Annotated in this window: 15 protein-coding genes and 1 tRNA gene; 5 read left to right on the forward strand and 11 right to left on the reverse strand. The window is 69.4% G+C overall.

Annotated features, from left to right (window positions below):
- Positions 1-66 precede the first annotated feature (66 nt).
- Positions 67-1,308: an aminopeptidase gene (locus tag ACFOES_RS17365; protein WP_377834633.1), complete on the reverse strand. Its 1,242-nt coding sequence runs from the start codon at positions 1,306-1,308 to the stop codon at positions 67-69.
- A 414-nt stretch (positions 1,309-1,722) separates the two neighbouring features.
- On the opposite strand from ACFOES_RS17365, the gene clpS reads away from it, so the two are divergent.
- Genes clpS through ACFOES_RS17380 form a run of 3 tightly spaced genes read left to right on the forward strand, consistent with a single transcriptional unit; the run spans position 1,723 to position 3,959 of the window.
- The gene (clpS, locus tag ACFOES_RS17370) at positions 1,723-2,049 is read left to right on the forward strand and encodes an ATP-dependent Clp protease adapter ClpS (protein ID WP_377834783.1); all 327 of its coding nucleotides are present in this window, start codon (positions 1,723-1,725) and stop codon (positions 2,047-2,049) included.
- Between the two features lie 18 nt (positions 2,050-2,067).
- Positions 2,068-3,075: a class I SAM-dependent methyltransferase gene (locus ACFOES_RS17375; RefSeq protein ID WP_377834634.1), complete on the forward strand. Its 1,008-nt coding sequence runs from the start codon at positions 2,068-2,070 to the stop codon at positions 3,073-3,075.
- A 38-nt stretch (positions 3,076-3,113) separates the two neighbouring features.
- Positions 3,114-3,959: an SDR family NAD(P)-dependent oxidoreductase gene (locus ACFOES_RS17380; protein WP_377834635.1), complete on the forward strand. Its 846-nt coding sequence runs from the start codon at positions 3,114-3,116 to the stop codon at positions 3,957-3,959.
- A 114-nt stretch (positions 3,960-4,073) separates the two neighbouring features.
- On the opposite strand, the gene ACFOES_RS17385 is transcribed toward ACFOES_RS17380, so the two are convergent.
- On the reverse strand, positions 4,074-4,496 hold the full coding sequence (locus ACFOES_RS17385; protein ID WP_377834636.1) for a hypothetical protein: 423 nt from the start codon (positions 4,494-4,496) through the stop codon (positions 4,074-4,076).
- A gap of 134 nt (positions 4,497-4,630) precedes the next feature.
- Here ACFOES_RS17385 and hemF point away from each other — a divergent pair, with 134 nt between their 5' ends.
- Positions 4,631-5,521: an oxygen-dependent coproporphyrinogen oxidase gene (gene hemF / locus ACFOES_RS17390; RefSeq protein ID WP_377834637.1), complete on the forward strand. Its 891-nt coding sequence runs from the start codon at positions 4,631-4,633 to the stop codon at positions 5,519-5,521.
- A 139-nt stretch (positions 5,522-5,660) separates the two neighbouring features.
- Here hemF and ACFOES_RS17395 read toward each other — a convergent pair whose 3' ends face one another.
- The 7 genes from ACFOES_RS17395 to ACFOES_RS17425 form a co-directional block, all read right to left on the reverse strand.
- On the reverse strand, positions 5,661-6,704 hold the full coding sequence (locus ACFOES_RS17395) for a C45 family autoproteolytic acyltransferase/hydolase (RefSeq protein ID WP_377834638.1): 1,044 nt from the start codon (positions 6,702-6,704) through the stop codon (positions 5,661-5,663).
- Between the two features lie 100 nt (positions 6,705-6,804).
- Positions 6,805-9,840 carry an efflux RND transporter permease subunit gene (locus ACFOES_RS17400; RefSeq protein WP_377834639.1) on the reverse strand — a complete coding sequence of 1,012 codons (3,036 nt, stop codon included), beginning with the start codon at positions 9,838-9,840 and terminating at the stop codon, positions 6,805-6,807.
- 22 nt (positions 9,841-9,862) lie between these two features.
- Positions 9,863-10,957 carry an efflux RND transporter periplasmic adaptor subunit gene (locus ACFOES_RS17405; RefSeq protein WP_377834640.1) on the reverse strand — a complete coding sequence of 365 codons (1,095 nt, stop codon included), beginning with the start codon at positions 10,955-10,957 and terminating at the stop codon, positions 9,863-9,865.
- A complete protein-coding gene (locus ACFOES_RS17410; RefSeq protein ID WP_377834641.1) occupies positions 10,957-12,021 on the reverse strand; it encodes an efflux RND transporter periplasmic adaptor subunit in 1,065 nt (354 codons plus the stop codon). The genes ACFOES_RS17405 and ACFOES_RS17410 overlap by 1 nt, the downstream gene beginning before the upstream one ends.
- Entirely contained in the window at positions 12,011-12,586 is a 576-nt protein-coding gene (locus tag ACFOES_RS17415) for a TetR/AcrR family transcriptional regulator (RefSeq protein ID WP_377834642.1), read from the reverse strand. The genes ACFOES_RS17410 and ACFOES_RS17415 overlap by 11 nt, the downstream gene beginning before the upstream one ends.
- Before the next feature lie 293 nt (positions 12,587-12,879).
- A tRNA-Pro gene (locus ACFOES_RS17420) sits at positions 12,880-12,956 on the reverse strand.
- Positions 12,957-12,971: 15 nt separating this feature from the next.
- Positions 12,972-13,988 (reverse strand): DMT family transporter, encoded by a 1,017-nt coding sequence (locus ACFOES_RS17425; RefSeq protein ID WP_377834643.1) that lies wholly within the window; start codon positions 13,986-13,988, stop codon positions 12,972-12,974.
- Between the two features lie 124 nt (positions 13,989-14,112).
- Here ACFOES_RS17425 and ACFOES_RS17430 point away from each other — a divergent pair, with 124 nt between their 5' ends.
- Positions 14,113-15,702, forward strand: coding sequence for a Na/Pi cotransporter family protein (locus tag ACFOES_RS17430; RefSeq protein ID WP_377834644.1), 1,590 nt, complete (start codon positions 14,113-14,115; stop codon positions 15,700-15,702).
- A 19-nt stretch (positions 15,703-15,721) separates the two neighbouring features.
- On the opposite strand, the gene ACFOES_RS17435 is transcribed toward ACFOES_RS17430, so the two are convergent.
- Both ACFOES_RS17435 and ACFOES_RS17440 read right to left on the reverse strand, forming a co-directional pair.
- Positions 15,722-18,820: an efflux RND transporter permease subunit gene (locus ACFOES_RS17435; RefSeq protein ID WP_377834645.1), complete on the reverse strand. Its 3,099-nt coding sequence runs from the start codon at positions 18,818-18,820 to the stop codon at positions 15,722-15,724.
- Positions 18,817-19,926 carry an efflux RND transporter periplasmic adaptor subunit gene (locus tag ACFOES_RS17440; RefSeq protein ID WP_377834646.1) on the reverse strand — a complete coding sequence of 370 codons (1,110 nt, stop codon included), beginning with the start codon at positions 19,924-19,926 and terminating at the stop codon, positions 18,817-18,819. Before ACFOES_RS17440 ends, ACFOES_RS17435 begins: the two co-directional genes overlap by 4 nt.
- Positions 19,927-20,079: the final 153 nt, after the last annotated feature.

The raw sequence follows: 20,079 nt of genomic DNA on the forward strand, positions 1-20,079 counted from the left end.
CCCGACGCTGACCAATGTCAACGATTTCCGCGCCATCCTCGTCGTCAAGGAGCCATCGGAAGAAGCCTAGGCCCATTCCCCCTTGCGGAACACCGGCACCCGGCTGCCGTCTTCGCGGATACCGTCGATATCGGTTTCGGCCGAGCCGATCATCCAGTCGATATGGATGATGCTGGAATTGCCGCCCTGGGCCGCGATTTGCTCGGGGCTGAGATCGGCGCCGCCGCGGAAACATTTCGAATAGCATTGGCCCAGCGCAATGTGGCAGGCGGCGTTCTCGTCGAACAGCGTGTTGTAGAACAGCAGCCCCGATTGCGAGATCGGCGAGCTGTGCGGCACCAGCGCCACCTCGCCCAGCCGGCGCGCACCCTCGTCGCTGTCGAGCACCTTCTGCAGCACCGTCTCGCCCTTCGTCGCATGGGCCTCGACGATGCGGCCGGCCTCGAACCGCACCGCGATCTCCTCGATCAGCGTGCCCTGATGCGACAACGGCTTGGTCGCCCGGACATGGCCCTCGACGCGCTGCGCGTGCGGGGTGGTGAAGACCTCCTCGGTCGGGATGTTGGGATTGCAGGTGACGCCGTTCTTCGCCGTCGAGGCGCCGCCATGCCATTCGTGGCCGTCGGCCAGCCCCACCGTCAGGTCGGTGCCCGGCCCGGTGAAATGCAGCGCGGCGAACTGCTTGCCGTTGAGCCATTCGGTGCGGGCCCGCAGATCGGCGTTATGGGCGCTCCAGGCAGCAACCGGGTCGTCGCCGTCGAGGCGCGAAGCGGCGAAGATCGCCTCGGCCAGCCGCGCCTGCGCCTCGACCTCGGGCAAATCGGGGAAGACCCGGGCGGCCCAGGCGGCGCCGGGATAGGCGGCCAGGGTCCAGTTGATATCGAAGCCGGCGATCTTTTCCAGCGCCGGACGATAGGCCAGCGAGGTCGCCTTGTTGGCCCGCGCCACCTTTTCCGGGTCCTCCCCCGCCAGCATCATCGGGTCCTCGCCGACGATCGCCATCCGGGCGGTATTCTCGGAAAACGCCTCGGCCATGCCGCGATAGAGCCAGTCGGGCGCCTTGTCGAAACTGGCGTCGGGCGCATCGCGGAAACGGGCGCGGGCGATCTCGGCATCCGACAGGATCGGCGTCACCAGCCCGGCACCGGCGCGATAGGCATGGGCGGCGATGCGGCGGACGAACGGCAGCGCCTCGGCCGGGGCGGTGAGCAGCAGGTCCTGGCCCGGCTGCAGGTTGAGCCCGACCCGCACCGCGACGTCGGCCAGCCGGTCGAGGCGTTCGGGGGCGATGGGGGTGAGCTGGGTCATGGCGCGTCTCCTGCGGATGGGGTTTGGCGGCAGATTAGGCGCTGGCGCGGCAGGGTCAACGCACCGGGGCGGTGGCGGTGGAAGCGTGCCTGTCGGCACTCCGTTGTCGGGCCGCTGCTCGCCCTGCGCGGTTTGCGCGCGCGGGGCGCGTCACGGGACGAAGCGAAGCCGAGCACGAATGCCCGCAAGGCAGACCGACACGGTTTGCTGGAATGCCCAACGGCAAGCGCGATGCGCAAAGGCACAAGGCGTTCCCTCGCGGCGGGCGTGAGCCCTGCCGCCACTGTGCCCTCGATGCGGCACTCCCACGGGCGGCGAAGGCCCCCCTTTCCTCGCGGGGCATGGCGGCTATATAGTGCGCCGGAATCTCTCAAAGCCCGCGGAGCCCGATACGTGACGACTCTCGTCCCCTTCATGATGACCGACCGCAAGGACGGCGACCGTGACGGCGAAGGTTCGGTGCTGACCGAGACCAAGACGCGCACCCAGCGCCCGCCGCTCTACAAGGTGCTGCTGCTGAACGACGATTACACGCCGATGGAATTCGTCGTCCATGTGCTCGAACGCTTCTTCGGCCTGTCCCATGCCCAGGCCTTCGAGATCATGTTGACCGTGCACAAGAAGGGGCTGGCCGTCGTCGGCGTGTTCTCCTTCGAGGTGGCCGAGACCAAGGTGGCGCAGGTGATGGACTTCGCCCGCCGCCACCAGCATCCGCTGCAATGCACGATGGAAAAGGAATAAGGCCCGCGCGGCCGTCTCATGCGATCTGCCCGTCTTTCCCTCGCGCTGGATACCGGCGCCATCGTGCTGCCCGCGACCGGACCGATCGCGGTCTTCGGCCCGCGCGCGGGTGACGACCTGTCGGCCCTGCCCAAGGACCGGCTGGCCGTCGTCACCACCTTCCGCCCCGATTACGACGCCTTCGAACGCGCCGGCTACGCCGTGAGCACCGACCCCGCGGGGCCCTATGCCGCCGCGCTGGTCTGCCTGCCGCGGGCCCGGGCCGCGGCGCGGGCGCAGATCGCCGCCGCCGCCGCCCAGCTGCCCGAAGGCGCCCCGATCGTCGTCGACGGCCAGAAGACCGACGGGGTCGATGCCTGCCTCAAGGAGGTCCGCAAGCGGATCGAGGTCGGCGAGGCGGTGGCCAAGGCGCATGGCAAGCTCTTCGCCTTCGCCTCGCCCGGCGCAGCGGCGTTCGCGGACTGGGCCGCCCGGCCGCAGATACTGGAGGGCGGCTTCCAGACCCTGCCCGGCGTGTTCTCCGCCGACGGCATCGACAAGGGCTCGGCGCTGCTGGCCGGGGCGCTGCCGAGGAAACTGCCGCGCCGGATTGCCGATCTGGGCGCCGGCTGGGGCTACCTCGCCCGCGCCATCCTCGCCCGCGAGGGGGTCGAGGAGCTGCACCTGGTCGAGGCCGACAAGGCGGCACTGGACTGCGCGCGGGTCAATGTCACCGATCCGCGGGCGCGATTCCACTGGGCCGACGCGACCACGTTCCGCCTGCCCGGCCCGGTCGACGCCGTCGTCACCAACCCGCCCTTCCACACCACGCGGGCGGCCGAACCGGCGCTTGGCACCGCCTTCCTGCGCACCGCCGCCGCCATGCTGACCCCTTCGGGCGACCTGTGGCTGGTGGCCAACCGCCACCTGCCCTATGAACGCGACCTTGCCGAGATTTTCCGCGATGTGACCGAGATCGCCGGGAATTCCGGCTTCAAGGTGCTGCATGCCCACCGGCCGCTGCCACCCTCTCGTCCGCGCCGCTGACTTCGCCTAAGCTCTGACACGGGAATCAGGAACGCTTCATGTCCTTCTCCATTGCCGGAAAGACCGCCATCGTCACCGGGGCCGCCAACGGCATCGGCCTGTCGATCGCCCGCCACTTCGTCGAGAAAGGCGCGAACGTGATGTTCGCCGACATGGACGAGGGCCGGCTGGCCGACGAATTGGGCGATGCCGCCCGCGACGAGGGCCACGTGCGCATGTTCGGCGGCGACCTGCGCCAGAAGCTGACCATCGCCAACCTGCTCTCGGCCACGATCGACGCTTTCGACCGGGTCGACATCCTGGTCAATGCCAGCCGCCAGATGTTCGCCTCGGACCCGCTCTGCGCCGAGGATGACGGGGTCGAGACCCTGTTGCAGCAGAACCTGCTTACCAGCCTGCGGGTGTCGCAGATGGTCGCCCGGCGGATGATCGCCCAGGCCGAGCGTGCGGCGCAGGAGGGCGGCCAGGGCGGCGGCCAGGGCGCGGCGGCCAATGGCGCCAGCCTCGGCTCGATCGTCAACATCTCGTCGATCGCGGCCCGGCGCACCCAGCCCGAGCTGCTGGCCTATTCGGTCAGCTGCGCCGCGCTCGACCAGATGACCCGCTCGCTCGCCGTGGCGCTGGCGCCCAAGCGGATCCGGGTCAACGCGCTGGCCTTCGGCAGCGTGATGAGCGCCAGCCTGAAGGACGCGCTGAAGGACCAGCCGAAGATCCGCAGCGAGATTCGCGAGCACACGCCGCTGGAGCGGATCGCCGCGCCGGGCGAGCTGTCGGATGCCGCCCAATTCCTGGCTTCGGACGCGGCCGGCTTCATGACCGGGCAGATCCTGACCATCGACGGCGGCCGCAGCCTGCTCGACGCGGTCTGCGCCCCGGTGCACTAGGACGGCTCCCACTCGGCAGAGCAAGCCGCGCCTGGAGCTTTGCCCGACAGGCAGAATTCATGCCCAAGTCCAGCTTCTCACGCCAGCTTCCCGGGCCGGCTTCCCGGGCCGCGGCTATTCCGGATAGCGCGCCTTGCAGGCCGCGATCTCGGCCTCGGCCCGGCGCTGCAGCTCCACCCGCTTGACCCTGAGCTGCTTGAGCTTGCGTTTCTCGGCGGCGATGTCGATCGCCCGCGGCCGGCGCACGGTATGGGTGAAATCCTCCAGGCACATCCGCGGCGGTGGTGGTGGCGGCGGCTTCACGCCCGGCTTGGGCGGCAGCGGCGGCGGCGGATAGTGGCAAGGCACCCAGCGGGTGAATGTCACCTGGTGCGGCACCATCCGGTAGCCGCGGTCGATATCGACCTGCAGCTGGTCGATCAGCCCGCTGACGACCCGCAAATCGCGCGTCGCCCGGTCGATGCAGCGTTCCTGCGGCGTGCCGCAGGCCGCGAGGCCGACAGCAAGGACAAGCATCAGGGGCAGGACGGGGCGCATCGCGATCTCCGGATCGGGCCGCTTCAGGACAGGCCCGCAGGATAGACCCATCGTCGCAAATGCCAATTGCCATCTTGCGCCCGGCGCCGCGATCGGGTGGTGTGGCCCCGCCCCGCCGGCAGTAGGAGGACCCGATGAGCACCGATTTCGACGAGCGCAAGGCCCGCGCCTCGGCCTGGTTCCGCGCGCTGCGCGACCAGATCGTGCAGGCCTTCGAGGATCTCGAGGACAGCCAGCAAACCGGCCCCTATGCCGCCCTGCCCCCGGGCCGGTTCGAGGTGACGCCGACCAAGCGCGCCTCTCAGGACGGTTCGGATGCCGGCGGCGGGTTGATGAGCGTGATGCGCGGCGGCCGCGTGTTCGAGAAGGTCGGGGTCAATGTCTCGACCGTCCACGGCACCCTCGGCGAGAAGGCGCAAAAGGCGATGGCGGCGCGCGGCGTGCCCGGCATGGACGAGGATCCGCGCTTCTGGGCCTCGGGCATCTCGCTGGTCGCCCACATGCAGAACCCGCACACGGCGGCGGTGCACATGAACACGCGGATGTTCTGGACCCCGGGCGCCTGGTGGTTCGGCGGCGGCGCCGACCTCAATCCCTGCATCGAATATGCCGAGGACACCGCCTTCTTCCACGGCGTGCTCAAGGAACATTGCGACCGCCACAACACCGAGTATTACCCCGGCTTCAAGGCCTGGGCCGACGAATACTTCTACATCCCGCACCGCCACCGGGCGCGCGGCGTCGGCGGCATCTTCTTCGACGACCACAACACCGGCGACTGGGAGGCCGATTTCGCCTTCACCCAGGATGTCGGCCGCGCCTTCCTGCCCGCCTTCCTCGGCGTCACCGAACGCCGCCGCGATACCGGCTGGACCGAGGCCGACCGCGAGACCCAGCTGGTCCATCGCGGCCTCTATGCCGAATACAACCTGGTCTACGACCGCGGCACCAAGTTCGGGCTGGAAACCGGCCACGACGCCAATGCCGTGCTGATGAGCCTGCCGCCGATCGCCAAGTGGCCGTGAGGCACTGGCGAACACAGCTCCGCCGCCCTTTCATCTTCACGAAAATATCCCGGGGGGAGCCATTGGCTGCGCCATCGGTTCGAGCAGCCAATGGCGACGGGCAGCGCCCCCGGCTCTGACCGTGACACGGCCCCCCAATTCAGACGCGTGTCAAAGCCAGTTCCCCGCCCGTGACGGATACCCGAAAGGCCGGCGCCGGATCGCCCGGCACATGCACCGTGCCATGCACCCCGGCCCCGATCTCGAACCGGGCGGTGGCGATGGTATTCTCGTCGTCGGGATCATCTTCCGCCCGGCGCAGGATCGGCAGGCCGGGGCCGGCATGGTCGGCCAGGATCGCCAGTGGCGCAGCGCCGACCAGCGCATCGGCCCGCGCCTGCCGGTCGCGTGACGACTCGGTAACCTGCTGCGCCACCCCCGCCATCGCCGGGTGGATCAGGTGGTTGGCATGGGCCTCGGCCGCCGCGATCTCGCGCACCGAAACCCCGTCGCCGCAGAACTCGACGCTGAGCAGCCGCGGATTGCCGGCCTGCGCCAGCGCGTAATGGAAGCCGCCCGCCCGCGGCGTCTCGCGCAGCAGCGCCACCGCCTCGTCCAGCGAGGTGCAGGCCAGCACCGCCCGCCCCAGCACCATCCGCGGCAGCCCGGCGCCGGCGCGGGTGGCGCGGATGTTGTTGACCGTCATCGCCAGCCCGGCGGCATTGACCGCGAAGGTATGTCCGGGGATCGAGCCGGGATAGACGAAGGAGACGAAGCCGGTGGCCCCCTTCGGTCGCGCCTCGACGAGGCCGCAATGCGGGGCGAGCAGCGGCAACCCGTCCTCGTTATGGGCCAGCACGGCCGGGCTGCCCGGCACCATCACCGAGGTGCAGCCATCCGGCGCGCCGGCCCAGATGTCGCCGCGACAGTTCCAGGCGAAGACCTCGGCCAGCGGCAGCTCCAGCCCCTCGGCCAGCCCCTCGATCTCGTCCCAGATCTCCGGGAAGTCCGCCCGCACCCGCGCCGCCATGGCGGTGACGAAATCGCTGTCCGCCTCGGCGACGACCCCCTGCCACGCCGGCGCACGACACAGCTTGCCTTGCACTGCCTGCCGGCCGAAGCGGCCGAGGGCAAAGCCGATCTCGCGGGCGGTGCCGGTGGCTGCAAACTGGGTCAGGAAGTCGGACATCGCGGCGCCTTTCATTGGTCGCCCCGATCAAGCCCGGATGGGCAAGATGCCGCAACCCCTATTCTTTCTGCTCGCAAATATCCCGGGGGTCCGGGGGCAGCGCCCCCGGCTTCCCTCACAGCCGCCGCACCCGGAACACCGCCAGGTAGAGCGCCGGCACGAAGACCAGGGTGATGACCGTCCCTGCGATGATGCCGCCCATCATCGCGTAGGCCATCGGCCCCCAGAAGATCTGGCGCGAGATCGGGATCAGGGCGAGGCTGGCGGCGGCGGCGGTCAGCAGGATCGGCCGGGCCCGGCTGTCCGAGGCGTTGAAGACCGCGTCCCAGGCCGACTGGCCGCCCTCGCGCAGGGCCTCGATCTCGCAGACCAGGATGATCGAGTTGCGGATCAGGATGCCGACCAGCGCCAGCACGCCGAGGATGGCGACGAAACCCAGCGGCGCGCCCGAGGGCAGCAGCGCCGCGACGACGCCGATCAGCCCCAGCGGCGCGACGCAGAGCACGACGAGGCTGCGGCGGAAGCCCTGCATCTGCATCATCACCAGCGTCACCATGATCAGCAGCATCAGCGGCACGACGGCGGCGATCGGCGCCTGGCTCTTGGCGCTCGATTCCACCGTGCCGCCGACCACGACCTTGTAGCCCGGCGGCAGCGCGGCATCGAAACTGGCGATCTTGCCGGCAAGCGCGTCGACGATGGTCGCCGGCTGGTCCTTGCTGGCAATCGCCGCCTTGACGGTGATCGTCGGCATCCGGTCGCGCTGGTGGATCACCGGCTGTTCGGTCTCGAAGCGGAAGACCGCGACCGAGGAGAGCGGGATCGCCGCCCCGCCGGCGCCGGCAAGCTGCAGGTTGTAGAGCGCCTCGACCGAGCTGCGCGCCGCCTTGTCGCCGCGGGCGACGATATTGACCAGATAGGTGCCGTCGCGCAGCTGCGTCACCGCCTGGCCGTCATAGATGGTGTTCAGCGCCGAGGCGATATCGCGCGAGGTCAGGCCGAGCTGGCGCGCCTTGTCCTGGACGATGTCGACGCGGACGACGCGGGCGGGCTCGTTCCAGTCCATGACGATATTGGTCAGTCGTTTGTCGGTCGCCACCAGCGCCGCCAGGTCGCGGGCCTTGTCGCGCAGCTTGGCGATGTCGGGGCCGCTGATGCGGTATTGGACCGGGCGGCCGACCGGCGGACCGATCTCCAAGAGCTTGATGAACATGTCGACGCCGGGGAACTGGGTCTCGGCGACCTTCTGCAGCCGGATGCGCAGCGCGTTGCGGGCCGCGACGCCCGGGGTCTGGATGACGATCTGGCCCATGTTCGGCGCCGGGGTCTGGACGTCGTAGGACAACAGGAAGCGCGGCGCGCCGCGGCCGACATAGGAGGACCAGAACAGCACGTTCTTGTCACCCTTCAGATAGCTCTCGAAGCGGTCCATCTCGGCCCGGGTCGCCTCGATCGAGGCGTTCTGCGGCAGGGTGACGTCGACGATCAGCTCGGGCCGGTCGGAGGAGGGAAAGAACTGCTGCTCGACGAATCTCATGCCGAAGACCGAGAGGCCGAAGACGGCCAGGGTCAGCGCGATGGTCGCCCAGCGGAAGCGCATCGCGAGGCGCAGGACGGCGTGGTACATCCGCCGGGCGCGGCCCGGTTCGGTACTGTGATGCTTCATCGTTCGCGGCAGCAGCGTCACCCCGATCAGCGGCGCGAACAGCACCGCGACGATCCACGAAATCAAGAGCGACACGGCGATGACGACGAAGAGCGAGAAGGTGAACTCGCCCGCCGCCGAGTTGTTCAGCCCGATCGGGATGAAGCCGGTGACGGTGACCAGCGTGCCCGACAGCATCGGGAAGGCGATCGAGGTCCAGGCGTAGGAGGCCGCCCGGGTCAACCCGTCGCCGCGTTCGAGCCGGCTGATCATCGTCTCGATGGCGATCATCGCGTCGTCGACCAGAAGGCCCAGCGCGATGATCAGAGCCCCGAGCGAGATCCGCTGCAGGGTGAAGCCGGTATATTGCATGATGACGAAGGTAATCGCGAGGACCAGCGGGATGGTCAGCGTCACCACCAGCCCGGCGCGCAGGCCGAGGCTGATGAAGCTGACCGCCAGCACGATCACCACCGCCTCCATCAGCGCGCGCAGGAAGTGGCCCACCGCCTCGTCGACGACATGGGGCTGGTCGGCGACCTGGTGGATCGAGATGCCGATCGGCAGCTTGGCCTTGGCCCTCGCCATCACCTTGGTCAGCTCCTCGCCGAACTTGATGATGTTGGCGCCCTTGCGCATCCCCACCGACAGCCCGATCGCCGGCTGGCCGTCATAGCGGAACAGCTCGGAGGGCGGGTCTTCGTAGCCGCGCTTGATGTCGGCGACGTCGGAGAGGCGGAAGAAGCGGTCGCCGACGCGCAGGTTGACGTCGCGCAGGCTCTGCGCGCCCGAGAACTGGCCGCCGATCCGCACCAGCACCCGCTCCGGCCCGGCGTCGATCTCGCCCGAGGGCAGGATCGCGTTCTGCGCCGCCAGGGTCGCCAGAACCTGCTGCCGGTTCAGCCCCAGCGCCGCCAGCTTGCGGGTCGAGAATTCCAGATAGACCCGCTCGTCCCTGGTGCCGAAGATCTCGACCTTGCCGGCATCAGGCAGCGCCTGCACCTCGCGCCGGACCTCCTCGACATGGTCGCGCAGCTCGCGCGGGGTGAAGCCGTCCGAGGTGAAGGCGTAGATGTTGCCGAAGACGTCGCCGAAATTGTCGTTGAACTGGAAGCCGGCGAATTCCGACGGGAAATCGGGCCGGATATCGGCCATCATGTTGCGCACCCGCTGCCAGATCCGCGGCAGGTCGCGCGCCTTGGTCGTGGGCAGCAGGTTGACGTAGACGATGGATTGCCCCGGCCGGGTGACCGAGCGGGTGAAGTCGAGCGAATCCAGATCCTCGAGCTTCTTCTCGATCCGGTCGGTGACCTGGCTCAGCGTGTCCTCGATCGAGGCGCCGGGCAGCGCCGCCGAGATGATCATCGTCTTGATGGCGAAGTTCGGGTCTTCCTCGCGGCCGATTGTGACATAGGACATCACCCCGGCGACCAGGCTGACGATCATCAGGAACCAGACGAAGGAACGGTGGTTGAGCGCCCAGTCCGACAGGTTGAACCGATTCATTGGCAGACCTCCGGTCCCGGTTTCATTCGCCCAGCTCCGGCCCGACCGCCTGCCCGTCCGCGATCGAGTTGACGCCCTTGGTGACCACCTCGTCGCCGGGCTTGATCCCCGACAGGATCAGCACCCGGTCGCCGGCGCGCTCGCCCAGCGTGACGGCGGTGCGGTGGACGGTGCCCCGCATCTTGTCGGCCGTGCGCGTGACGACCCAGACCGCGCCCTTGTCGCCTTGCGCGCCGCCGATCAGCGCCGTCACCGGCAGGGTGGTGCGGGCATGGGTCTCGGCCACCGGCTCGACCAGCGCCAGCGCACCCAGCCGGAAGGCGATGATCGGCGCGACGGGATCGAGCGACAGGTGCAGCCGCCGGGTCCGCGTCGCCGGATCGGCAATCGGATCGATGGCACGCAGCGTCGCCTCGGCCTCGATCTGCGGCGCGGCTTCGAGCCGGACATGGAACACCGCCCCGGGGCTGAGCCCGGCGACATCCTGCTCGGTCAGGTCGATGACGATCTCGCGCTGGTCGGTGCCGGCAAGGCGCAGCACCGGCCGGCCGGCGGCCAGCGTCGCCCCCGGCTCGGCATAGACATGGGTGATGACCCCGTCCTGCGGCGCCTTCAGCACCGCCAGGTCGCGGGCATCGCGGGCCCGGGCGAGGGCGGCGCGGGCCTGTTCCAGCTGCGCCTCGGCGGCGGCCAGGCTGCTATGGGCGGTCTGGGCGGCGGCCGCGCTGTCGACGCCGCGGGCGACCAGCTCGTCGACCCGGCGCGCCGCGTCGCGCGCCGATTTCGCCTGCGCCTCGGCCACCGTCACCCCGGCCTCGGCGGCGCGCAGATCGGCATCCAGCTCGGTCGGGTCCTGCCGCGCCAGCACCTCGCCCTTCTTGACCACGTCGCCCAGCCGCACCGTGCGCTCGGCCACCGTGCCGATGCGGGGAAAGCCGAGATCGGTCTCGACCCGCGCCGTCACGGTGCCGACATAGGACGGCTGCAGCCCCGATTGCGGCGTCACCACTTCCGAGACCACCGGGCGCGGCGGCGCCTCCTCGGCCATGCCGGGGCCGGAGCACAGCGCCAGCGGCAAAGCCAGGCTCAGGATCAGGGCGGGAGCAAGGCGGCGCATCACTCTTCCTCCTTCACCCGGACGGTGCGGCCGGGATAGAGCAGGTTCGAGCCCAGCGTCACCACCTCCTCGCCCGCCTTCAGCCCGCTGCGGACGACGATCTTGCCGGTCTCGTAGCGCAGCACGTCGATCCGGCGCAGATGCGCCACCCTGGTCTCGGGGTCGATCACCCAGACCGCCGGGCCTTTCTCGGTCGCGCTCATCGCCGACCAGGGCAGAGAGATGCGCTGCCCGCCGGGCCGGGTGACGCTGCCGATCAGCGGATCGCCATAGCCCAGCCCGGGTGGCGGATCGATGATCCGCACGGTGACCTTGACGGTGCCCCTGGCCTGATCGACCAGCGGCGAGATCTCGTGCACCACGCCCCGGAACGGCTTGCCCGGCGCGTTGAGCCGGGTGAGCGTCACCATCGGCGCCGTCGGGAAGGAGGTGAGCATCACCTCGGGCACCTCGAACACGGCGTCGAAGCTGTGGCCCAGCGCAAGCTCGAGCACCGGCTGGGCGGCGCCGACCACCTGGCCCGGCTCGGCCTTGCGGTCGGTGACGGTGGCGGCGGCGGGGGCCAGCAGCACGGTGTCCGACAGCGCCTTCTTCGCCCGGTCGAGATCGGCATGGGCCTGGGCCACCGTCGCCTCGGCCGCGCGCAGCTGGTCCGCGGCGGCGTCGCGGGCGCTGCGGGTGGTGGCGCCGCGTTCCAAAAGCGCGTCCTGGCGGGCGCTGTCCTCGCGCGCCTTGCGGTAGCTTGCCTCGGCGGTCGCCACCCCGGCCTCGGCCGCGCGCACCGCCTGTTCCTGCTGCACCGACTCGATCCGCGCCAGCTTCTCGCCGGCTGTCACCCTGTCGCCCTCGGCCACCAGCATCTCGGCGATGCGCCCGCCGGCCGGGAAAGAGGCGCTCAGCGTCTCATGCGCCACCGCCTCGCCGGTCAGCTTGTAGACCCGTGCCTCGGTCGACGGCCTGGCGATGACGGCGTCGACGGTCAAGGGCGGCTCGGCCGCCAGCGGGGCGGCGGCCAGCAGGATCAGCGCCGCCAGACCGGCGCCAAGGCGCAGCTCACTCGGCATGAACGGGGCTCCTTCCCGGCAGTGCCTCGGCCCGGGCGCAGATCCTGTCGTAGCAGGCCAGCCGCTCATCAGGAGCCAGCGGCGAGACGTCGAAGCTGGCGAAGAACAGCATGCCCTCCATCGCGCTCCAGATCAGGTAGGCATCGGCCGGATCGGCGGCCTCGTGGCGGACATTCTCCCAGTTGTCGGCCAGCATGACCCGCACCGGGGCCAGAAGTTCGGGGCTTTCGGCCACCGCGGCGATCATGCCCGAGCGCAGGTCGATCTCGCTGGACAGGATCTCGCGCCCGGCGCGCAGCATCGCCCGCAGTGTCGGATTCGGCGCCCCGGCCAGTTCGGCACGGTAGCGCTCGATGCGGCCGACCAAGTCGGCCACGCCGCGCGCGATCATCCCTTCCAGCAGCGCCTGCTTGCCGGGAAAGTGATAGAGAACGCCGCCCTTGCTGACCCCGGCGCCCTGGGCCGCGGAGTCCAGCGTCAGATGCCGCGCGCCCAAGCTGCGAACGATCGCCTCGGCCGCCCTCAGAATGCGGCAGCGGGCATCGGATCTGGCTTTGGTGGACATCGCGACCTCGTCAGGACTGGCGCGGATTTACCGTCCGGACGGTACAGTAAACAAGGTAGGGAAAACCTGACCGTCAGGACGGGGCGGCAACGGCGCGGCAAACGAGGCCTGCGCCCGGACATTTCCACTCGGGCGAAATCACAGGCGCGGTTCGCCATTTCACCTTTGCGAAAATACTCCGGGGGAGTCGCCGCTTGCGGCGGCGGGGGCAGCGCCCCCACGCGCGCAGCGCCACGAAACAGGCTCGCGCCCGCAGGGCGCGCCGCTGGATTGGGAAATGTGCGGGAAATCATTGGTCGGAGCGAGAGGATTCGAACCTCCGACCCCCTGCTCCCGAAGCAGGTGCGCTACCAGGCTGCGCTACGCTCCGACCGATGCAGGCGAGTTACCGATTCCCCGCGGGATTTGCAAGGGGCTCATTTCCACCTTCTGCAGCTTCCGCCCCGGCACCGGCAGGGCGGCGGTGGAACGGCCGGGCGCGCGGGAACACCGCCAGCCCCGAACGGGCCCGGCTGGTCAGCACCGGGCGGTTCTCGGAAACCCTGGCCCGGCTCTCGCGCAGCAGGATGTAGAGGCCGCTGGCGATGATCACCGCGGCGCCCAGCACGGTGGCGCCGTCGGGCGCCTCGCCGAAGATCAGGTAGCCGTAGACCGCGGCCCAGAGGATCTGGGAATATTGCATCGGCGCGACGATCACCGCCTCGCCGTCGCGATAGGCCATGATCAGCACCAGCATGGCGAGGAAGGCGAACAGGGCGACGGCGGCGAAGCCCGCCAGGTGCCCGACCGGCACCGGGACATAGACGAAGGGCAGCGCGATGCCCATCAGCACGACATTGGCCATCATCGGGTAGACCAGCAGCACGACGTTGCGCTCGTGCTGGCCGATCTTGCGCATGATCACCGAGGACAACGCGCTGCCCAGCGCCGCGACCACGGCGGCGAGGTGACCCAGCCCCAGCGGCGCGGTGCCGGGGCGCAACACGATCAGCACGCCGGCCAGCCCGACCAGCACCGCCAATCCGCGCCGCAGACCGACCGTCTCGCCCAGCACCGGGACCGAGAGCAGGGTGATCAGCAGCGGCATCGAGAACAGGATGGCATAGGTCTGGGCCAGCGGCAGCACGCCGAAGGCATAGAAGGCGGCCAGCCCGCTGATCACCAGCGCGCCCGTGCGCAGCGCCGTCCAGCCAGGGTGACGCGGCCGCAGATTGCCGTCGCTGCGGTCGCGGATCATCATCAGCGTGACCAGCGGAAAGCCCAGCAGGGTGGCGAAGAACACGATCTGGACGGCCGGGTAATGGGCGCCCAGCAGCTTCACCACCACATCGTGGCCGGCATAGATGGCGAAGGCGAGCAGCGCCAGCAGGGCGCCGCGCAGATTGGGGCTGGGTCTTGCCACGACTCGGTCTCCGGCGATGCCTGAACTGAGGGTCAGATGACAGATCTGGCGCGGCCGCTCAATTGCCCGCAGCCGATTGCGCCCGTCCCGCCGCTTTGCCAAGATCGCGGCTCGGAGGGTGCGGATGAACGCGGATATCCTGCAGGTTCTGGGTGGAATCGGTCTGTTCCTGTTCGGGATGCAGACCATGACCGAGGCGTTGCGCCAGCTTGCCGGCCAGCGCGCCCGCGCCCTGCTGACCCGCTTCACCACGACGCCGCTGACCGGGGCGATCACCGGCACGCTGACCACGGCGGCGATCCAGTCGTCCAGCGCCACCACGGTAACGGTGGTCGGCTTCGTCGGCGCCGGGCTGCTGACCTTTCCGCAGGCGGTCGGCATCATCTTCGGCGCCAATATCGGCACCACCGTCACCGGCTGGATGGTGATGCTGCTGGGCTTCAAGCTGAAGATCGGCCTTGCCGCCCTGCCGCTGCTCTTCGCCGGCAGCCTGACCCGGGTTCTGGCGCGCGGCAACTGGGCCCGCGCCGGCCAGGCGCTGGCCGGTTTCGCCCTGGTCTTCGTCGGGCTCGAGATGATGCAGGCCGGGATGGCCGGGTTTCAGGGTCAGGTGACGCCGGCCGACTTCCCGCCCGACACGCTGCTGGGCCGGTTCGAGATGCTGCTGCTGGGCGCGGTGATCACCGCGATCACCCAATCATCCTCGGCCGGGGTGGCCAGCACGCTGGTGCTGCTCGGTGCCGGCACGATCAGCTTCACCCAGGCGGCGGCGCTGGTGATCGGGATGGATATCGGCACCACGGTGACGGCGCTCTTGGCCACCGTCGGCGGCTCGCGCGCGATGCGCCAGACCGGGCTGGCCCATGTCGCCTATAACGTGGTGACCGGCGTCGTTGCCTTTTTCTTGCTTGGCCTGATCGCCCTGCCCCTGCGCGACGGTCTGATGGGCGGCGACAATCAGGCCGGGCTGGTCGCCTTCCATACTCTCTTCAACCTCGTCGGCGTGGTGTTGATGCTGCCGCTTGCCAATCCCTTCGCGCGGCTGGTCGAGCGGCTGGTGCCCGAACGGCCGGGACCGCTGTCCGAGGCGCTCGACCAGCGCCTGCTGGCCGATCCGGGCGCGGCGATCGACGCGGCGCGCAGCTGTGCCGGGGCGATCTCGGCCACGCTCTTCGCCGCGCTGGGCGAGGCATTGCGGCCGGGTGCCCATCCGGTCGCGCTGCAGGCGGCGGTCGAGAAGACCGAGCCGGCGCTGCTCGACCTGCGCGACTACCTGGCGCGGATCGTGGTGCCGGTCGACCAAACCCGCCCGCTGCGGCGCTACAGCGCGCTGCTGCATCAATACGACCACCTTCACCGGCTCCAACACCGCTGCCGCCAGCCCGAGCGGCTGGGCCCGGTGCTGGCGGACGCCTCGCTGCGCCGGCCGGCATTGCTGCTGGGGGCGATCCTGCGGCGGCCTCCGCATGACGACGACGGCGCGCGCCTCCTGCGCCTTTACCGGCTGCGGCGGGCGACCGCGTCGCGCATGGTCAGGCTGCGGCGCCGGGCGCTGTCGCGCAAGGCCGGCGGGACGGGCGAGTCGGCGCGCATCTTCGCCCTGACCGACGCGATGCGCTGGCTCGACCGCACCGCCGCCCATGTCTACAGCGTGGCGCGCTACGACGCCCTGGCGGCACAGGAGAACCCGGAGGAGCTGCGGATCGAGGAGTGAGGGCCCGGGCGCGTCGGCCTCACACCACCGGCTTGCGCCGGAACCAGCCGAACCAGCGCCATTTCCGCGGCCCCTCGCGCGAGACGATCATCAGCATCGAGGGCGTCACCACCAGCGTCAGCACGGTGGCGAAGGCGAGACCGAAGACGATGGCCGAGGACAGCGAGATCCACCATTGCGTCGACGGCGCGCCGAAGGTCGTCTCGTGCCCCAGCAGTTCGAGGTTGAGGCCGAAGGCGATCGGCAGCACGCCGAGGATCGCGGTCAGCGCGGTCAGCACCACCGGCCGGGCGCGCTCGCGGCAGGTTTCCATGATCGCCTCGACCTTGGGCATGCCCTGGTCGTGGCGCAAATGGTCGTAAGTGTCGATCAGGACGATATTGTTGTTCACCACCACCCCGGCCAGGGCGATGATGCCGATCCCGGTCATCACCACGCCGAAGGGCTGGCCCATGATCATCAGGCCGAGGAAGACGCCGATGGTCGACATCACCACCGCCGAGAGCACCAGCCCGACCGAGGTGAAGCGGTTGAACTGGGCCAGCAGCACGCCGAAGATCAGCGCCATCGCCGCGCCGAAGGCCTTCGACAGGAAGGCCGCCGCGTCCTTCTGGTCCTGGTCCGAGCCGGCCAGCTTCCAGCGGATGCCCTCTTTCTCCAGCCCCATCGCCGCGACCATCTTGGCCACCTCGGCCTGCACCGCGGCGGTCTGGGCGCCTTCGCGCACGTTCGACTGCACGGTGATGGTGCGGGCGCCGTCGATCCGAGTCAGGGTGCCCACGGTCGGCGCCGCGACGCGGTGGACGAAATTCGAGATCGGCACCGGGCCGGCATTGGTCTCGATCCGCAGCTGGTCGAGCTCGGAGATCGTGCGCTGGTCGCGCGGCAGACGCAGCACGATGTCGACCGCGTCGTCGACCCCGGCGGGACGGAAATCGGACAGCTTGAGCCCGGCCGTCACCATCCGGACGACGGCGCCGACCGAGGCCGGGGTGACGCCGTAGCGGGCGGCCTCGGCGCGGTCGACCTTGAGTTCCCAGTCGATGCCGGGCAGCGGCAGGCCGTCGTCGACGTCGATGGCATCGGGCAGGCCGCGCAGCATCTTCGCCACCTTCTTGGCCGCCGCCGGCAGCACCGACGGATCGGCCGAGGACAGCCGCACCTGGATCGCCTTGCCGGTGGGCGGCCCGGCCTGCGGCACCGAGACTTCCACGGTGGCGCCGGGAATGCCCTTCATCGCCTTGCGCAGATCGGCCAGGATCTCGTTGGCCGACTTGCGCTTGCGCCAGTCGACGAACTCGTACTGGATCGTGCCGATGACATCCGCCGCGACCTCGTTGCCGGCGCCGCCGCCCTTGCCGGTGCGGGTATAGACCGTCTTGATCCCGGGCCAGCCGAGGATGCGTTTCTCGGCCTGCCTTACCAGCGCGTCCTTCTCGTCGATCGACAGGTTGCCGCGGGCATGGACGTAGAGCAGGCCGTAATCGGGCTCGACATTGGGGAAGAACTCGACCCCCTTGCCGTATTTGCCATAGGCGACCGGCACCGCGACCAGCGCCGCGACGGCCAGCATCATCACCAGCCAGGGATGGCGGATCGCCCGGCCGACGATCTTCATGTAGAAGCCGTCACGGTGCTTGTCGTCCTCCTTCACCGGCCGGGCGACGATGGCGCCCAGCGTCGGCGCGAAGATCAGCGCGTAGAGCATCGAGGCCGACAGCGTCGCGATCAAGGTGATCGGCATGTATTTCATGAACTCGCCGACGACGCCGGGCCAGAACAGGAGCGGCGAGAAGGCGGCGACGCGTGTCATGGTGGCGGCGACCACCGGGCCCGTCATCCGGTGCGAGGCCATCGCGAAGGCCTCGCGCTTGTCCATGCCCTCGGCCATACGCCTCTCGGCGAACTCGGTGACGATGATGGCGTCGTCGACCAGCATGCCGACGGCGAGGATCAGGCTGAACAGCACCACGATGTTGACCGTCAGCCCGGCCATGTCGAGCCCGAGGATGCCGATCAGGAACGAGGCCGGAATCGCCAGGCCGATCAGCAGCGAGGCCCGGCCCGACAGCGCGTAGAGAATGACGATGAAGACCAGGATGACGGCGGTCAGCACCGAGTTCTGCAGGTCCGACAGCAATTGCCGGATATTGTCCGACTTGTCCTGGCTGAAGGTCACCACGGTGCCCTTGGGCAAGAGCTTGGCGAAACTGTTGGTGACCTGCTTCACCGTATCGACCGTCTCGATCAGGTTGGCGCCGGTGCGTTTCGAGATCTCGATCGCCACCGCCGGCTTGCCGTTCAGCCGGGTGATCGTCTGCGGGTCCTTCTGGGTCATCCGCACCGTCGCCAGGTCGCGCGCCCGCACCACCGCGTCCTTGGTGGCGACGACGGGCAGGTTGGCGACATCGTTGACCGTCTCGATCAGGGTCGGGACCTTGATCGCGTAGCGGCCTTCCTTGCCCTCCATCGCGCCGGCCGCGACCAGCTGGTTGTTCGCCGTCACCCCGGCGATCAGCTGGTCGGCGCGTAGCCCGTAGGAGGACAGCTTGGCCGGGTCGATGGTGATCTCGGCGACATCGTCGCGCACCCCTTCCAGCGTGGCCTCGAGCACGCCGGGCACTTCCTCGAGCCGGTTCTGCAGGTCGCGCGCCGCCTTCGACAGGATGCGCTCGGGCACGTCGCCCGACAGGGTGACGACGAGGACCGGGAACTGCGAGACATTGACCTCGTGCACCGTCGGTTCGTCGGTGCCCTGGGGCAGGTTCGGCTTGGCGTCCTGGACCTTGTTGCGGACGTCGGTCAGCGCCTTGTCGAGATTGGCCCCGGCCCGGAACTCGATCAGCACGTTGCCGCCGCCCTGATAGGCGGTCGAGGTCATCTGCTTGATGCCGGTGATGTTCTTGAGCTGGGTCTCCATCGGCCGCAGCAGCAGCCGCTCGCTATCCTCGGGCGAGATGCCGGTGTACGTCATCGAGACATAGATGATCGGGATCTGGACGTCCGGCTCGGCCTCTTTCGGGATCGAGACATAGGCCATCGTCCCGGCGATCATCAGGAAGACCAGAACCGAGATCGTCAGCCGCGCGTTGCGTATCGCGGTTTCGACCAGCTTCATTCCAGCGCCCCTTTCGGCGCCGGAACCGGCTGCACCGTCTCGCCATCCTTCACCAGGTCCTGGCCCGAGACGACGATCTGCACCCCGTCGGGCACCCCGGCTAGGACGAGGCCGTCGGGCGTGTCGTCGATCAGCGTGACGGGGGCGAAATGGGCGACGTTCCTGTCATCCACCACCCGCAGCCCCAGCGTGCCGTCCTCGCTCAGCGTGATGATCGAACGCGGCACGGTCACCGATTTCACCGCCGGGGTGTAAAGCGTGACCTCGGCGGTCATCCCCGCCGGGATCGCGTCGTCGGGATTGGGCAGCGCGACCTCGACCGGGAAGGTGCGGGTCTGGCTGTTGGCCTCTTTCGAGACGAAGCGGACCGTGCCCTCGAAGCTGCGGCCGTCGACCAGCCGGACCCTGGCCTTGGCGCCGGTCTGGATGAACTTGATGTCGGTCTCGCTGACCTCGGCATCGACGACGATCGGGTCGAGCGCCAGCAGCGTCGCCACCTTGGTGCCGGGCTGCACCCATTCGCCCTGCTCGACATCCACCGCCTCGATCACCCCGGCGAAGGGCGCCCGCAGTTCGAGCCGGTCGGCCGCCGCTTGGGCCTGGCTGAGCTGGCTGTCCGCCGCCGCCTTGGCCGAGCGCGCGCTGGTCAGCTTGAGCTCGGACGTGTTGCCCGACCTGTAGAGCGACTCCGCCACCTTCAGCTCGCGGTCCCGCTGGGCGACCAGCGCCTCGGCGGTGGCGACATTGGCCTTCAGCTCGGGCCCCTCCAGCGTCATCACCACGTCGTTCTGCTTCACCGCATCGCCCTTCTCGACATTGAGGGCGTGAATCACGCCGCTGGTGCGCGCCGCCAGCACCGACATCTTGTCGGCGGCGGTCGCGCCCGAGATGGTGATCTTGCGCGAATGGTCGGCGAAATGCGGCGCCACCACCGCCACGGTGGGCAGTGTCGGCGCCTCGACGGCTGTCGGCGCCTTTTCGGCGGGCTGGGCGGCCTGGGCCTCCTCGCTGCCGACGGCCGAGAACTTGCCGGTGGCGACCCAGGCCCCGGCCCCGATCAGGACCAGCAGCGCGGCGACTCTATGGGCACGGAAACGAGCGGGCATCGAAGGCACTTTCCCCGGCGGAGCGCGACAGGCTGCGCCGGCGCAATAGATTCGGCCGTCCGCGACCTCGCGGACGCGGCCAATGTTACGCGGGCGAACATTGGGTCAAACGCGGCAAAGGTCAATATCCCCGGGGTCATTCCGATTCCCGTG

The organism is Acidimangrovimonas pyrenivorans, assembly GCF_042643245.1.
GTDB classification, from domain to species: Bacteria; Pseudomonadota; Alphaproteobacteria; order Rhodobacterales; family Rhodobacteraceae; genus Acidimangrovimonas; species Acidimangrovimonas pyrenivorans.

Coding starts and splice junctions, on each gene's coding strand:
- ACFOES_RS17365 (WP_377834633.1), bottom strand. CDS start 1,308: ATGACCCAGCTCACCCCCATCGCCCCCGAACGCCTCGACCGGCTGGCC.
- clpS (WP_377834783.1), top strand. CDS start 1,723: ATGATGACCGACCGCAAGGACGGCGACCGTGACGGCGAAGGTTCGGTG.
- ACFOES_RS17375 (WP_377834634.1), top strand. CDS start 2,068: ATGCGATCTGCCCGTCTTTCCCTCGCGCTGGATACCGGCGCCATCGTG.
- ACFOES_RS17380 (WP_377834635.1), top strand. CDS start 3,114: ATGTCCTTCTCCATTGCCGGAAAGACCGCCATCGTCACCGGGGCCGCC.
- ACFOES_RS17385 (WP_377834636.1), bottom strand. CDS start 4,496: ATGCGCCCCGTCCTGCCCCTGATGCTTGTCCTTGCTGTCGGCCTCGCG.
- hemF (WP_377834637.1), top strand. CDS start 4,631: ATGAGCACCGATTTCGACGAGCGCAAGGCCCGCGCCTCGGCCTGGTTC.
- ACFOES_RS17395 (WP_377834638.1), bottom strand. CDS start 6,704: ATGAAAGGCGCCGCGATGTCCGACTTCCTGACCCAGTTTGCAGCCACC.
- ACFOES_RS17400 (WP_377834639.1), bottom strand. CDS start 9,840: ATGAATCGGTTCAACCTGTCGGACTGGGCGCTCAACCACCGTTCCTTC.
- ACFOES_RS17405 (WP_377834640.1), bottom strand. CDS start 10,957: ATGCGCCGCCTTGCTCCCGCCCTGATCCTGAGCCTGGCTTTGCCGCTG.
- ACFOES_RS17410 (WP_377834641.1), bottom strand. CDS start 12,021: ATGCCGAGTGAGCTGCGCCTTGGCGCCGGTCTGGCGGCGCTGATCCTG.
- ACFOES_RS17415 (WP_377834642.1), bottom strand. CDS start 12,586: ATGTCCACCAAAGCCAGATCCGATGCCCGCTGCCGCATTCTGAGGGCG.
- ACFOES_RS17430 (WP_377834644.1), top strand. CDS start 14,113: ATGAACGCGGATATCCTGCAGGTTCTGGGTGGAATCGGTCTGTTCCTG.
- ACFOES_RS17435 (WP_377834645.1), bottom strand. CDS start 18,820: ATGAAGCTGGTCGAAACCGCGATACGCAACGCGCGGCTGACGATCTCG.
- ACFOES_RS17440 (WP_377834646.1), bottom strand. CDS start 19,926: ATGCCCGCTCGTTTCCGTGCCCATAGAGTCGCCGCGCTGCTGGTCCTG.